The organism is Erysipelothrix inopinata, assembly GCF_014396165.1.
In the GTDB taxonomy this organism is placed as follows: Bacteria; Bacillota_I; Bacilli_A; order Erysipelotrichales; family Erysipelotrichaceae; genus Erysipelothrix; species Erysipelothrix inopinata.
The window spans coordinates 1,714,631-1,728,563 of record NZ_CP060715.1 but is presented as its reverse complement, the minus strand read 5'-3'; the positions used below and the strand labels follow the sequence as shown (position 1 = coordinate 1,728,563).

Below are 13,933 nucleotides of genomic sequence, written 5' to 3'. Positions count from 1 at the left end.
GATATTATGATTAAGCTATTAATTGTTGATGACGAAATTAAAATTCGAGAGGTCATTAAGGAATACGCGTTAGTATCTGGCTTTGAATGTGATGAAGCAGAAGATGGTGTTGAAGCGGTAGAGAAGATTAAGACAGGTAACTATGATGTTGTTATTTTGGATATCATGATGCCTAATCTTGATGGTTACACGGCATGTCGTCAAATAAAAGAAATAAAAGACATTCCAGTTATCATGCTTTCAGCACGTCAAGAAGAGTTTGATAAACTTTTAGGATTTGAATTAGGGATTGATGACTACGTTACCAAACCTTTTTCGCCTCGAGAACTTATTGCTCGTGTGAAAGTTGCGGTTGAACGTTCAAAAGGTAAGAAACACTCTGTGTATCGTTTTGATACTCTTGAAATTGATATCACAGGCCGCAATCTTATCATTGATGAAGAGCGTGTTACAGTGACGCCTAAAGAATTTGATCTACTTGTTTATTTAGTTCAACATAAAAATCAAGCGTTATCGAGAGATGTTCTTTTAGATAAAGTTTGGAATTATAATTATTTTGGTGATTACCGTACTGTAGATACACACATTAAGATGTTAAGACAAAACCTAGGCCCTTACCGTGATTATATTGTTACCGTAAGAGGAACGGGATACAAGTTTGAAGCCGACAACTAAAAACATGGCATTTCGAATTTGGTTCTATTTTTTAGTTTTCACAACATTGCTTCTTTCAATACTGTGGCTTCTTCAAATAACATTTGTTGAATCATATTATGAAAGAAATCGTGTTCAAACTATTGATAATCAAATTTCGGAAATTGAAGTCTTGTTGTCCAAAGGTTCGATAGATACTACGCGGGATGCAGCAAATAAGCTTTTAAGCTACGATAATCTTTGTGGAGCTATTTACAACGGCTTTGGAACAAATCTTGCGAATCTTAATGACGTGAAGAGTAATTGTTTCTTAAAGGAGTTGCCACAAGCGACTATCAATGAATATATGATTATGGCATATGAATCGCCATCGGGAGTGATGTCGATTCCTTTTGTCGATGATACCAATCTACAAGAAACTCATTTAGTGGGGAAATATAGTAAGGTCAACGATAATGTTTACTATATTTTTGTCAGTGGTTCTGTGCAGTTGGCGGATGTTACGGTTCATGTACTGAAAAAACAATTCACATTGATTGCGTTATCTATATTTTCTATTGCAACGATAGTTACGCTTATTTTAGCTCGTAAATTATCGTTTCCTATTGTACGTATTACAGAAAGTGCGAACCGTTTGGCTATGGGGGATTTAACGGTTAATTTCGAAGGTGAGGATTACACCGAGATTAAAGCCCTCTCGAAGACGCTTAACTATGCAACGCAGGAATTTAAAAAGACCGATGAACTTCGCCGTGACTTGGTTGCAAACGTCTCACATGACATAAAAACGCCGCTGACCATGATTCGAGCTTATGCTGAAATGGTTCAGGACTTATCTGGTGATGATCCGGAAATGCGTGCGAAGCATCTCGGAGTTATCTTAGATGAAACAGAACACCTTGAGAATTTAGTTACTGATATGTTGACACTTTCTAAATATGAAGCGAACGCGTTTGAAATCCGACTCTCGGCCTTTAATTTACAAAAACATATCGAAAAAACAGTTTCTTTATTTTCAGGAATGGATGTTGATTTTGTGGTCAATGTTAAACCTAAGGTTAAAGTTGTGGCTGATGAAGTGAAAATGGGACAAGTCCTTTATAATTTTGTAAATAATGCTACAAAATATGTCGGAGACGACAATATTATTGAAATAAACACACATGAAGTAGGGGAAGAAATAGTTGTTTCTGTTACAGATCATGGTATTGGTATCGCTGATGAAATTCTAGAACATATCTGGGATCGATATTACAAGATTGATAAAAATCATAAACGAACTGTAAAAAGTTCGGGACTCGGCTTATCAATTGTTAAAGCGATATGTGATGCTACGGGCTCCAAGTGTTGGGTGGAGTCGACAGTAGGAGAAGGATCAACGTTCTTTTATACCTTGAAGTTGGAAACACCAAGTATTACACATCAACCGTATGAACGGGATGGATTTTTTTAATCACATGGAGAAAGAAACTTATGAAATTAGAATTCAATAGTATAAACAAATACTTCGAAGAATTCCATGTTCTAAAAGATGTTAGCTTTTCGGTTAAAAGTGGACAGATTTTCGGATATTTAGGAAGAAACGGAGCTGGGAAAACTACATCTATTCGTATAATGATGGATGTGTTCAAAGCAAGTAGTGGTGAAATTCTTATGGATGGAAAACTTTTCGACCCTAAGAATTATAAAATTGGATATTTGCCAGAAGAACGTGGTATGTATTCTAAAACTAAAGTTATGGATCAATTAATTTACTTTGCAATGCTGCGTGGAGCAAGTCGTAGTGATGCTCGAAAATCTGCAACATACTGGGCTAAGAAATTTGAAATTGAAGAATATCTTAATCGTAAATTAGATACTTTGTCAAAAGGAAACCAACAAAAAGTTCAAATTACACAGGCATTTCTAAATGAACCGGATATTCTTATTTTGGATGAACCATTTTCAGGACTTGACCCTGTAAACTCAAAAGTGTTTCAGGATGCTCTTGTTGAATATATTTCTGAGGATAGAATTATTATTTTCTCAAGTCATCAAATGAGTTATGTTGAAACATTCTGTGATGATATTGCTATCATTGATAAAGGTAGAATTGTTCTTAATGGATCACTCAGCACAATAAAAAAAGACTGGGGTAAAAATAAACTAAGAATTGATAGTGCACAACGAGATGAATTAGAAAGCCACCTAGAAACATTAAACGTAAGTTTGGAATTTGATAAGAAATCGCTTATCGTTGCATGCCCTGAGTCATTGACCAAGCAACAACTATTGAAGTCGTGTGTCGATAACAACCTCGAAGTATCATATTTTGATGATTATATTCCAAGTCTTCAAGATATTTTTGTAGAAGTAGCGAGGGAAGACCATGAATAATTTTAATATTGTATTTAAATTCGAATTTTCTGAAATGATTAAGAAGAAAAGTGTTCTCACGACTACGATTATATTATGTATTTTCATGTTTATTGGAGCGTCTATTCCAACAATCTCTAAAATGTTTAATAAAGCGGACTTGAAACCTGCTGAAACGAGTGAAAACGTGACACCTTCATTAGGGGAAAGAAACGATTTAGGGTTTGTTCTGAGTTCTGAAGTTTCTTCTGAAAAACTGAGTGGTTATCTTGCACTTCAATCTGTTAATGTTTATGAATCAAAAGAAGCACTTAAACAAGCGATCGAAGACAAAGAAATAACCTATGGTTTTGTGATTGATTCTTTGACTTCTTATACCATGCTAGTTAATGATAAAGGTATGTACTCTTTTGAAGAAGGAATGATTCAATCTGCCTTACAAAGTTATGCGTCCGATGAGTATCTTTCATCGTTTGGAATTGACACACAACGCGTTCATGAAGCACAGTCAATTAAAGTTGAAGGTGTCGTTGAACAGTTTGGAAAAGACGCTTCTAAAGGGTTCTTTGTATCCTACGCGATTATGTTTATCATGTACATGTTAATCTTATTCTTTGGACAATCTGTTGCAACCTCGGTTGCGCGCGAGAAAGACTCCCGTACTATGGAACTGTTGATTACAAGTACTAAGCCAAAGGCATTGATTTTAGGAAAAGTTGCTGCGTTGGGGTGTGTTGGGCTCTTGCAAATTGGTGTAATCCTTCTTACCTTAGTGTTAGGAATTCTTGTTAATAAAGTTAACTATCCACCAATGATCTTAGCAATACTTCAAGATACGATGACACCATCTGTTTTCTTGCTCTATTTGCTATTCTCTGTACTTGGCTATGCATTATATTTATTTATCTATGCTTCACTTGGATCACTTGTTTCGAAGGTGGAAGATGTGAACTCCGCTGTTACACCAATCACAATGTTGTTTGTTGTAGCGTTTGTTATTGCATCAATTAGTTTACAAATGCCGCAGAGTTCATTAGCCAAAATAAGTTCGTATATTCCGTTTGTTTCTTTATTCACGATGCCGATTCGAGTTCTGTTGACCTCGGTATCCTGGATTGAAATCTTAATTTCTTCATTGGTTATGATTGCAACAACTATCATTGTAGCGAAACTGTCAATTTATATTTATCGTTACGGTTCACTAAATTATGGCAATAAGCTCTCAATGAAAGATATCTTTAAGAATATTAAAAAAGAAAAAAATGGTCACTAATATTTAAAGATAAAGTGCACTGACTTCTAAAGAGGTACGTGCATTTTTTTATTGAGCAAAACATCAAAAAAAAAAGGAGCGGGGCTCCTTTAGGTTTAATTTCTAGGTTTTGTACCATCAAAGTACAATTTGTGATTTTCAATCGGAATGTTACGAGCTTTTAAGAGTTCTTCTACTGTTACAAATTTATAACCTTTTTGGCTTAGTTTTTCAATTGAACATTCAAATCCATCAATCGTTGTTTTGTAAAGATCGTGCATTAGAACAATAGCCCCGTCATGTTGATAGGTCTCAACAATATTACAAATTGATTCTGCATTGTGTGAACGCCAGTCTTCACTATCGATCGACCAGTTTACAAAGGAAACGTCAACACTGTTTCGAACAGTTTCGTTTGCGGCTCCGTAAGGAGGACGAACCATAATAGGGTGTTCATATCCCGATACCTTGCGAATGAGCGCTTCTGTTTCGTTGATTTGTTTTTGTACTTGATCAACAGGTAATCCATTTAAGTTTGGATGGTCGTATGAGTGACTTGCGATTTGATGGCCGCGATTTATAACATCTCGAACTGTACCGGCATTTCCTTCGACGCGTTCTCCGACGACGAAGAAAGTTCCTTTACCGTTGTATTTTTCAAGAATGTCCATTGCGCGTTTGGTATTTTCTGGATGAGGACCGTCATCGAATGTGAATGCGACAAGTTTCTCATTGCCACTGACACCTTCGTCAAGATAAACTGGTGGAATTGCACCATCTGTCTTTGTATAATCTCCAACTTTGTCTTCAAGATAATCGGTGATGTCTTTAAAGTTGAAGGTGATTGCTTTATTTTCTGGATAAAATGAAACAGATTCTTTGTTGATACTCCATGGTGTCTGAGCATCTAGCTTTGTTGCATTTAAGAGTGCACTACGATTTTCGTTTGTGATTGTTAGATCCTTGCGAATATCATATGTTAATTTACGTGCGCCTTGATGGTTGAATAAGTTTGAAGGTTCTACTGCAGTGCCTTCTTTTTTAAAGAACACTTTACCTGATTCGGCAATCGTCTCTTTATTTACCTGTGTCTTCACAACGACGGAGGTATACATGTCGAAGACGTTTTCACTTGTGTAATCTTGAAGTACTTCAGTTTTAGTACCTTCTTTAACTTGAGTGAGTGCCTGTGTTTCTTGGTTCTTGAGTGTTTCAGCTACCCAAGTATCCATTGCTTCGCTTTTGAATTTAGGGAAATGAGATACCTGGATGAGATTGTCATTCATTGTTTTGGTAACTTCATGAGTTCCTGCTTGTTTAAGGGAGTTGTCTACTTTTCTCATATATCTTGGGTATTTGTTGAATGGATCCAAGATGAGAAGGGTAACTCCTGTAATAAGAACTGCGACAATGAGTGTTAGTATCGCGACTGCTTTCTTATTTAATTTTCTTACTTTTTTTGTTTGTTGTACTTTCATAGATTGACCTTATCTGTAATTCTGAACAGTCCCTTTCATAATACTTATATGTTATCATAAAACAGTCCTGTTTTACTGAGAATCTTGTGAAAAAAAGACAGAAAACATGTGTTTATATTAATTTGTGTATAGAATCAACTTTCGAGTAAATATATTGGTTAAAAAGGCGAGAATAGTGTATAATTTAAACAGATTCGGCTAAACCATGGCTGAATGGGTGCTTTACTTTAATTAGAAATCGTAAATATGATGTTTTTTAGTGGAATATCTTGATTTCGGTATCTATTTGAATTATAATGTTAAAGCATTTATAGGCGTATGTTGCATGTCCCAAGGACATACAACCGCACATATTAAGGTTCAAGTGAGAAATCCACCTTAAGTGGCGAGTCTTATGGCAAATTGAAGGAGGTGTACTATGTACGCAATTATTGAAACTGGTGGAAAACAAATTCTTGTTGAAAAAGATCAAGCTATCTTCGTAGAAAAACTTGATGTTCAAGAAGGTGAAGAAGTTGTCTTTGATACAGTTGTTGCTGTAAAAAACAGAACTTTAAAAGTTGGAGCTCCTTATGTTAAGGGTGCTACAGTTACAGCTCGTGTAGAAAAACAAGGAAAAGGTAAGAAAATTACTGTTTTCAAATATAAATCCAAAAAAGGATCTACACGTCGTAAACAAGGTCATCGTCAACCTTATACTAAATTAATCGTTACAGATATCATCTCAGGTTAATTATAGTGATAAAGGTATCTGTCTTAACTGAAGGAAACCAATATAAAGGAATCCGTGTCAGTGGGCATGCATATTCAGGAGAACCAGGGTTTGATTTGGTTTGTGCCGGTGTGAGCACCGTCATGATTGGATCGCTCAATGCTTTCTCAGAATTAGATGATGATGTTAATTTGGAAATGAATGATTCACCACTTGTGGCGATTGATATTAACCAGGTTAACGATTCAAATCAATTAATGTTTAAATTTATGCTTCTTCAATTAAAAACAATTGAAGAGACATATCCAAACTATATAAATATTCATGAAAAGGAGGTAAGTTCATGAAATTCAAATTAGATATTCAACTATTCGCATCTAAAAAGGGTGTTGGTTCATCAAAGAACGGTCGTGATTCACATTCGAAACGTCTTGGATCAAAAGCAGCTGATGGAGAATTTGTAACAGGTGGTTCAATTCTTTACCGTCAACGCGGTACAAAAATTCACCCAGGTACTAATGTTGGACGTGGTGGTGACGATACATTGTTTGCTAAAGTAGACGGTGTAGTTAAATTTGAACGCATTAGCAAAAACCGTAAATGCGTATCTGTTTATCCAGTAGCTTAGTGCTAATCAAATCCCCTGTTTAGGGGATTTTTCATTGAAAGGATGATGTTATGTTTGTAGATCGCGTAAAAGTCAACGTAGTCGCCGGTGATGGCGGGGACGGAATGATGTCTTTTCGTCGTGAAGCGTATGTTCCTTTAGGAGGACCTTACGGTGGAGATGGCGGTAGAGGCGGAAATATCGTATTTGTAGCGGATTCTCACAAGTCAACACTTTTAGACTTGCGTTATAACCGTTTAATTAAAGCAAGCCATGGTCAAGCAGGAAAAAATAAAAAAATGCATGGTCGTGATGCTGAAGATACGATCATTAAAGTTCCTGTTGGAACCATTGTCACGGATACGGAGAAGGGGATTGTTATAGCGGATCTCATTCGTCCTGGTCAACGTGAAGTTATTGCACACGGTGGAAGAGGCGGTCGTGGTAACACGCGTTTTGCTTCTGCTAAAAATCCAGCTCCTAATTTTGCTGAAAAAGGTGAGTTAGGCCAAAGCTTGGAAATCACTATAGAATTAAAATTACTTGCTGATGTTGGAATTATTGGTTTCCCATCTGTGGGTAAATCGACGCTTTTATCAGTTATTTCTCGTGCTAAACCTGAAATTGCTGACTATCATTTCACAACAATTGCACCAAACTTAGGAATTGCGCAATCACCTGATGGTCGTTCATTCCCAGTTGCAGACCTTCCGGGTCTTATTGAAGATGCTCACCTAGGGAAAGGCTTAGGTCATGTCTTCTTAAAACATATTGAACGTTGTCGTGTTCTAACACACGTTGTTGATATGGGAGCGGAAGATGGTCGTGATCCTGTTGAAGATTACCGCATTATTAATGAAGAACTTGCGAAGTATGATGAAAAACTCACTCATAAACCAATGGTAGTAGTTGCCAATAAGATGGATATGGACGGCGCTCAAGAAAACTTAGAACGCTTTAAAGAAGCTTATCCAGGTGTAAAGGTATACGAACTTATTACAATGGTGGGTGAAGGTGTTGATCAACTACTCTATGCACTTGCTGATATTCTTGATGAAACAGTTGAAGAAGCTGTGGAAGAACAATCAGAGTCAGTTGTGTATAAATATGAAGCTCCAAAACGCGAATTTGATGTTGAACGTGTAAATGCAGAAACATATCGTGTTGCGGGAGATGCTATTGATCGTATCTTTAGACAGTTTGAATTCGATTCGGAAGAATCAGTAATTCAATTTGGTCTTGCTATGAAACGTCTCGGCGTAGATCAAGCACTGCGAGACGCAGGTGCTCGTGATGGCGATACAGTAATTTTAGCAGATGTACAATTCATTTTTGATGAAGGTATGGTAGAATAAGAATGGTGATATTATGATTGCATTTATTTCAGGAACAGTTGTAGATAAAGATTTAGAATCAGTAGTTATTGATAACCACGGAATTGGTTATCAGGTTTATTGTGCGAAAAGTCATGAGATGTCTTTGAACGAACCCACTGTATTGTATACTTATCAGCATGTGAGAGAGGATGCAATCATTTTATTTGGTTTTTCAAACAAACAAGAACTCGCATTATTTAAGCGAATCATAAGCGTGAAAGGTGTTGGACCGAAGACAGGTCTTGGAATCTTAGGAAAAGCACCTGCAAATCGCTTAATTGAAGCAGTAGAGAACGAAGACATTGTATTCTTAAGAACACTCCCTGGAGTGGGTCCGAAAATGGCATCCCAAATCGTTCTTGATCTTAAAGGGAAATTTGTATCTTCTGATCAGGATGTATCTGTAGCTTCATCTTCAAATCTTGATGATGTTATGGCAACACTTCTTGAACTAGGATTTAAACGTAATGAAATCAATGCGATAAAAAAAGAACTCGTTGCATCAGAGGATCAATCTGTGGACGGTTTGATTAAGCTTGGATTACAATTATTACACTCCAGAAAGGTTGGGTCACGATGAATCGAATTGTGTCAGGAGAAAAACTTGAAACAGCCAATGATTATGAAGTTACTTTGAGACCTGGAACTCTTGATGAGTATATTGGTCAATTTGAGTTGAAAGAAAACCTTAAAGTGTTTATACAGGCTGCGAAGAAGAGAAATGAAACATTGGACCATCTTTTGTTTTATGGTCCTCCTGGACTGGGTAAGACAACGCTCGCATACATTATCGCTGAGGAGATGAATGCCGGTATTAAAATTACTTCAGGACCGAGTATTGAAAGAACGGGTGACTTGGCTGCTATTCTATCGAGTTTAGAACCTGGGGATGTCTTGTTTATTGATGAAATACATCGACTCCCTAAAGTAGTCGAAGAAGTTCTTTATCCTGCTATGGAAGATTTCACTTTGGATTTAGTGGTAGGTAAAGATTCTTCAACACGAAGTATTCAAATTGATTTGCCACCATTTACATTAGTGGGTGCGACAACACGTGCAGGGGATTTATCAAGTCCTTTACGAGATCGATTTGGAATTATCTCTAAATTAGAGTATTATGCACAACCAGAACTTGAACAAATTGTTTCACGTACTTCGCGCGTTTTTGATACAGAAATAGAATATGAGGCTGTTTGCGAAATTGCTAAAAGATCAAGGGGAACACCACGTATTGCGAATCGACTCTTTCGAAGAGTTCGAGATTTCGCGATGGTTCTTAATGATGATGTCGTAGATTTAGAAGTTACGCAAATTGCACTCAACAAACTAAAAGTAGATGAGGTCGGATTAGATGATGTCGACATTCGATATCTCCGTGGAATCATCGAAAGATTTGATGGTGGTCCTGTCGGAATTGAAGCACTTGCAGCATCAATTTCTGAAGAGACAATGACACTAGAGGATGTCTATGAACCTTATCTATTACAATTGGGTTTTATAAATAGAACACCGCGAGGTCGTGTCGCGACAGCCAGAGCGTATGAGCATTTAAAGATTGAAATACTGACGCAAGTCATGGATGAGGAGTGACCTATGAAAGTATGTATTGTAACAGGTGGTAGTGGCGGACATATCTATCCTGCATTAACGTATGCTGACTATATCAGCAAAAATAGAGGCGATGAAGTCGTCTTTATCGGTAATGATTACAAGATGGAAAGTAAGATTATTCCTGAAGCAGGCTATGCTTTCTATGGTATTCACAATATGGGATTACAAGGAAGTGTTATTGCCAAAGTCAAAGCCGTATTCTCTCAATTTAAAGCATATCGTGTCGCGAGGTCGCATCTTAAGGATATTAAGCCAGATGTTGTTGTTGCTTTTGGTGGTTACGTTAGCGCACCAGTTTCTCTTGCAGCATCTAAATTAAACATTCCTTTGGTTCTTCATGAACAAAATGCCTTTCCTGGAAAAGCAAATAAAATGGTAGCGGATCGTGCATCGGTTATTATTACTTGTTATAAAGAAGCGTTCTCGGATATGAAAACAGTTCAGTATCTTGGAAATCCTCGTGCTTCATTAATCCATGAAACTATTGATTCTGAACCTGAGTGGAAACGATTAGGTTTGAAAGACGACTTAAAAACTGTGTTAATGGTAATGGGATCTCAAGGATCTTCGTCAATGAATGAGAAGTTTCTACAATATATTGAAAATTTTGAGTTTACGGACTATCAAGTAGTTATTGTTGTTGGACCTACTAATTACGAAGGTTTTGTTAAACGAATGGGAACACCAGATGAACATGTACATGTTGTGGATTTTGTTGATCAAAAAGCATTGCTCCCTAAAATTGATTTAATTGTTTGCCGTTCTGGTGCATCAACCATCGCGGAAATTGAATCGTTTGGGTTATCATCGCTTCTCATTCCAAGTCCTCATGTTGCAAATAACCATCAATTTTATAATGCTAAGTCATTATATGATGTAAATGCCTGTGAGATGATTGAAGAAGCTAACATTGGATCCACAACTTTGAATGAAAAGGTTAATTCGCTTCTTGATGATGAAGAAAAACGTAAGCAAATAGGTATCAATGCCAAAAATCTTGCGATGCCTAATGCAGTTTCTGATATTGCTGATTGTATAGAAAAGGTGGTAGATAGTTATGGGTCGTCGAAAGACTGAACAATCTGATCATAATGAATCTTACAATCAAATAAAAAAAGATTTAGAAGAAAAAAAACGTTTGGAGCGCAAAAGAAAACGAAAACGTACAACAATGAAAGTCTTTCGTATCTTACTTTTAATACTTCTTATTGTTGCCTGGTACCTGTTTGATAAAAGTGAATATTCACGAATTAAACAAGTCAAAATCAATGGAACTAATGTTGTTCCGCAACAAGAAGTTGCTGAAAGTCTTGGTATTTATGAAGGCGATCGTATCTATACGAAGCTTGCTCCTTTACTCGAAAGAAAAGGTAAAAAAATTCCAGGAGTTGAAAGTTTGGATGCTTCGTTGTATTATTCTAAGGGGATTGTAAGCATTAATGTCCATGAAGTAACAGCTGTGGGATATCAAAAAGATCCGCTACGAGTACTCATGTCAGATGGTACGAAGCGTGATGTTGGAGATAATAGTTCAATTATCGTTGGACTCCCGGTATTTGAAGGATTCTCAGATGAATCTCTTACAAAAGAACTTTTAGAAAATTTTGGTAAAGTCGGAGATGCAACCTTGAATGCAATTTCGGAAGTTCATCTTCAACCGACAAAATTTGATGAAACAGCGATGATGATTGTTCTAAATAACGAATATCGTGCATATTCGGGCGTGAACACTTTACCATTGCTAAAGGATTATGCTACTATAATAAGTAAGGCTGACCCGAATAATCGTTGTCTTTATTTTTCGGAGTATGGTCCTAACGATGAAACACAAACGGTTACAACTCGTGAATGTGATTAATTAATATAAAAAGAGAAAGAGGAGGAGAATATGGCGATCGAAAAATCAAATGAATTTGGATCTATCAATATTTCCAATGAAGCAATCGCAATGCTAGCTGGTGGCGTTGTAACAGAATGTTACGGTGTTGTTGGTATGGCTTCTCAACAAATTTTTAAAGATGGATTAGCAGAATTACTTAAAGGAGAGAATTTCTCTAAAGGAGTAATTGTTAAGAATACTGAAGAAGGATTTAACTTGGACTTGTACATTATTGTGAGCTATAATGTAAAAATTTCAGAAGTGGTTTTAGAAGTTCAAAAGAAAGCAAAATACATGCTTGAAAAAACATTACAAATCGCAGTTAACTCGGTTAATGTTTATGTACAAGGGATTAAGGTAGTAGAATAATGCAAAAAATAAATGGTGATATATTTTTAACAATGCTTGAGAGTGGTGCTCACAATCTTACAAACAAACATGTTGAAATCAACGCATTGAATGTTTTCCCTGTTCCAGATGGTGATACAGGTACCAATATGAATTTAACGTTCACAAGTGGATTGAATGATTCTAAAAAAGTCATGACATCACATATTGGACAATTATCCAAAACTTTATCACGTGGTCTTTTAATGGGAGCTCGTGGTAACTCAGGAGTTATTTTATCTCAAATTTTCAGAGGGTTTGCGCAATCTGTTGAAGACTTCCATGAAGTTAATGTTCAACAATTGGCAGATGCTTTTGTAAGTGGAAAAGAAGTAGCTTATAAAGCTGTTATGCGTCCAGTAGAAGGTACAATTTTAACTGTATTGCGTGAAAGTGCAGATGCAACTTATGAACATGTCTTAAAGAATCCAGAAATATCTGTTCTTGAATTCTTCGAGTTCTTAGTTGATGAAGCAAATAAATCACTTGATAATACACCAGAATTACTACCAGTCTTAAAAGAAGTTGGCGTTGTTGACAGTGGTGGAAAAGGTTATGTGACAGTTCTTGAAGGATTTGTCGCAGCTCTTAAAGGTAATCCAATTGAATTAAAAGATATCAGCGATGAATCTCATGCAGCTGCATCTGATTTCGAGCATGATGAATTTGGATACTGTACAGAATTTATTATTCGTTTAAACGAAGATTCAGTTCACCGTTACAATGAAGATAAATTCCGTAGCAAACTTGAAGCTTTAGGTAACTCTTTAGTAGTTGTTACTGATGAAGATATCGTTAAGGTTCACGTTCATACATTAACACCTGGTAATGCTCTAAACTTAGGACAACAATATGGTGAGTTTGTTAAGTTGAAAATTGAAAATATGTCTGAACAACATAATACAATTCTTGATAACGACGCTCATAAAGCTCAAGCAACTAAAGAACATAGCAAGTATGCTCTTGTTTCTGTAGCTGCTGGTGAAGGAGTTGTTTCAATGTTTAATGATCTTCGCGTAGAATATATCATTAGTGGTGGTCAAACAATGAACCCATCAACTGAAGACTTCGTAGAAGTAATTGAAAAAATTGATGCAGATCACATTTTCATCTTGCCAAATAATTCAAATATTATTATGGCTGCAAAACAAGCGCAGCAAATTCTTGAAGATAAAGATATTCATGTGATTGAAACTAAGACTGTTCCTCAAGGACTTGCAGCATGTGTTATGTTTAATCCTGACACAGACGTTGAATCTAACCTTGAAGAAATGTTAGAAGCTGTTGCAAATACTAAAACAGGTCAAATTACATATGCAATTAAAGACACCGTCTTTGAATCAATCGAAATCAAAGAAAATGACTTTATTGGTATTTTAGAAAAAGATATCGTTGTCACAAATCCAAATCGTGTTGAAGCGACAAAAGAACTTTGTGACAAACTAATTGATGATGAGAGCGAATTACTAACTTTAATTGTTGGTGAAGGTGTTGAGGAAGAGGAAGTATCTGAAATTACAGATTATATTGAATCATCCTTTGATGTCGAAGTTGAAACCCATGTAGGGGATCAGCCGGTATACTCATTTATTATCGGAGTTGAATAAAAAGGGCTTTGCCCT

Annotated in this window: 15 protein-coding genes and 1 other annotated feature; of the genes, 14 read left to right on the top strand and 1 reads right to left on the bottom strand. The window is 36.3% G+C overall.

The features are described 5' to 3' along the window. Positions 1-6: 6 nt before the first annotated feature. The 4 genes from H9L01_RS08390 to H9L01_RS08375 are packed head-to-tail and all read left to right on the top strand — an operon-like array spanning position 7 to position 4,282. Positions 7-675: a response regulator transcription factor gene (locus tag H9L01_RS08390; RefSeq protein ID WP_187533510.1), complete on the top strand. Its 669-nt coding sequence runs from the start codon at positions 7-9 to the stop codon at positions 673-675. Between the two features lie 4 nt (positions 676-679). Next, entirely contained in the window at positions 680-2,107 is a 1,428-nt protein-coding gene (locus H9L01_RS08385) for a sensor histidine kinase (protein WP_187533509.1), read from the top strand. A gap of 20 nt (positions 2,108-2,127) precedes the next feature. Then, positions 2,128-3,030 (top strand): ABC transporter ATP-binding protein, encoded by a 903-nt coding sequence (locus H9L01_RS08380; protein ID WP_187533508.1) that lies wholly within the window; start codon positions 2,128-2,130, stop codon positions 3,028-3,030. Further along, positions 3,023-4,282 (top strand): ABC transporter permease, encoded by a 1,260-nt coding sequence (locus H9L01_RS08375; protein ID WP_187533507.1) that lies wholly within the window; start codon positions 3,023-3,025, stop codon positions 4,280-4,282. The genes H9L01_RS08380 and H9L01_RS08375 overlap by 8 nt, the downstream gene beginning before the upstream one ends. Before the next feature lie 95 nt (positions 4,283-4,377). Here H9L01_RS08375 and H9L01_RS08370 read toward each other — a convergent pair whose 3' ends face one another. After that, a complete protein-coding gene (locus tag H9L01_RS08370; RefSeq protein ID WP_187533506.1) occupies positions 4,378-5,739 on the bottom strand; it encodes a polysaccharide deacetylase family protein in 1,362 nt (453 codons plus the stop codon). Positions 5,740-6,071: 332 nt separating this feature from the next. Then, positions 6,072-6,142 (top strand) — a sequence feature (ribosomal protein L21 leader region). A 15-nt stretch (positions 6,143-6,157) separates the two neighbouring features. Here H9L01_RS08370 and rplU point away from each other — a divergent pair. From rplU to H9L01_RS08320, 10 genes are read left to right on the top strand one after another with little or no spacing between them, the layout of a single operon-like run. Next, complete coding sequence (rplU, locus tag H9L01_RS08365) at positions 6,158-6,472, top strand: 50S ribosomal protein L21 (protein ID WP_187533505.1); 315 nt, start codon at positions 6,158-6,160, stop codon at positions 6,470-6,472. A gap of 5 nt (positions 6,473-6,477) precedes the next feature. Next, complete coding sequence (locus H9L01_RS08360) at positions 6,478-6,798, top strand: ribosomal-processing cysteine protease Prp (RefSeq protein ID WP_187533504.1); 321 nt, start codon at positions 6,478-6,480, stop codon at positions 6,796-6,798. Next, positions 6,795-7,079: a 50S ribosomal protein L27 gene (gene rpmA, locus H9L01_RS08355; protein ID WP_187533503.1), complete on the top strand. Its 285-nt coding sequence runs from the start codon at positions 6,795-6,797 to the stop codon at positions 7,077-7,079. Before H9L01_RS08360 ends, rpmA begins: the two co-directional genes overlap by 4 nt. 50 nt (positions 7,080-7,129) lie before the next feature. Beyond that, a complete protein-coding gene (gene obgE / locus H9L01_RS08350; RefSeq protein WP_187533502.1) occupies positions 7,130-8,413 on the top strand; it encodes a GTPase ObgE in 1,284 nt (427 codons plus the stop codon). Between the two features lie 13 nt (positions 8,414-8,426). Continuing rightward, positions 8,427-9,014, top strand: a complete 588-nt coding sequence (gene ruvA, locus H9L01_RS08345; protein ID WP_187533501.1) for a Holliday junction branch migration protein RuvA — start codon at positions 8,427-8,429, stop codon at positions 9,012-9,014. Further along, complete coding sequence (gene ruvB / locus H9L01_RS08340; protein WP_187533500.1) at positions 9,011-10,024, top strand: Holliday junction branch migration DNA helicase RuvB; 1,014 nt, start codon at positions 9,011-9,013, stop codon at positions 10,022-10,024. The genes ruvA and ruvB overlap by 4 nt, the downstream gene beginning before the upstream one ends. Positions 10,025-10,027: 3 nt before the next feature. Further along, positions 10,028-11,122 (top strand): undecaprenyldiphospho-muramoylpentapeptide beta-N-acetylglucosaminyltransferase, encoded by a 1,095-nt coding sequence (gene murG / locus H9L01_RS08335; RefSeq protein ID WP_187533499.1) that lies wholly within the window; start codon positions 10,028-10,030, stop codon positions 11,120-11,122. Continuing rightward, entirely contained in the window at positions 11,103-11,903 is an 801-nt protein-coding gene (locus H9L01_RS08330) for a cell division protein FtsQ/DivIB (protein WP_187533498.1), read from the top strand. Before murG ends, H9L01_RS08330 begins: the two co-directional genes overlap by 20 nt. Positions 11,904-11,933: 30 nt before the next feature. Next, complete coding sequence (locus tag H9L01_RS08325; RefSeq protein ID WP_187533497.1) at positions 11,934-12,293, top strand: Asp23/Gls24 family envelope stress response protein; 360 nt, start codon at positions 11,934-11,936, stop codon at positions 12,291-12,293. Then, positions 12,293-13,918 carry a DAK2 domain-containing protein gene (locus H9L01_RS08320; RefSeq protein ID WP_187533496.1) on the top strand — a complete coding sequence of 542 codons (1,626 nt, stop codon included), beginning with the start codon at positions 12,293-12,295 and terminating at the stop codon, positions 13,916-13,918. The genes H9L01_RS08325 and H9L01_RS08320 overlap by 1 nt, the downstream gene beginning before the upstream one ends. The last annotated feature ends 15 nt before the right edge of the window (positions 13,919-13,933 follow it).

Bases quoted from the DNA above. Each gene is read 5' to 3' on its own strand.
- H9L01_RS08390 (WP_187533510.1), top strand. From the start codon at position 7: ATGATTAAGCTATTAATTGTTGATGACGAAATTAAAATTCGAGAGGTC.
- H9L01_RS08385 (WP_187533509.1), top strand. From the start codon at position 680: ATGGCATTTCGAATTTGGTTCTATTTTTTAGTTTTCACAACATTGCTT.
- H9L01_RS08380 (WP_187533508.1), top strand. From the start codon at position 2,128: ATGAAATTAGAATTCAATAGTATAAACAAATACTTCGAAGAATTCCAT.
- H9L01_RS08375 (WP_187533507.1), top strand. From the start codon at position 3,023: ATGAATAATTTTAATATTGTATTTAAATTCGAATTTTCTGAAATGATT.
- H9L01_RS08370 (WP_187533506.1), bottom strand. From the start codon at position 5,739: ATGAAAGTACAACAAACAAAAAAAGTAAGAAAATTAAATAAGAAAGCA.
- rplU (WP_187533505.1), top strand. From the start codon at position 6,158: ATGTACGCAATTATTGAAACTGGTGGAAAACAAATTCTTGTTGAAAAA.
- rpmA (WP_187533503.1), top strand. From the start codon at position 6,795: ATGAAATTCAAATTAGATATTCAACTATTCGCATCTAAAAAGGGTGTT.
- obgE (WP_187533502.1), top strand. From the start codon at position 7,130: ATGTTTGTAGATCGCGTAAAAGTCAACGTAGTCGCCGGTGATGGCGGG.
- ruvA (WP_187533501.1), top strand. From the start codon at position 8,427: ATGATTGCATTTATTTCAGGAACAGTTGTAGATAAAGATTTAGAATCA.
- ruvB (WP_187533500.1), top strand. From the start codon at position 9,011: ATGAATCGAATTGTGTCAGGAGAAAAACTTGAAACAGCCAATGATTAT.
- murG (WP_187533499.1), top strand. From the start codon at position 10,028: ATGAAAGTATGTATTGTAACAGGTGGTAGTGGCGGACATATCTATCCT.
- H9L01_RS08330 (WP_187533498.1), top strand. From the start codon at position 11,103: ATGGGTCGTCGAAAGACTGAACAATCTGATCATAATGAATCTTACAAT.
- H9L01_RS08325 (WP_187533497.1), top strand. From the start codon at position 11,934: ATGGCGATCGAAAAATCAAATGAATTTGGATCTATCAATATTTCCAAT.
- H9L01_RS08320 (WP_187533496.1), top strand. From the start codon at position 12,293: ATGCAAAAAATAAATGGTGATATATTTTTAACAATGCTTGAGAGTGGT.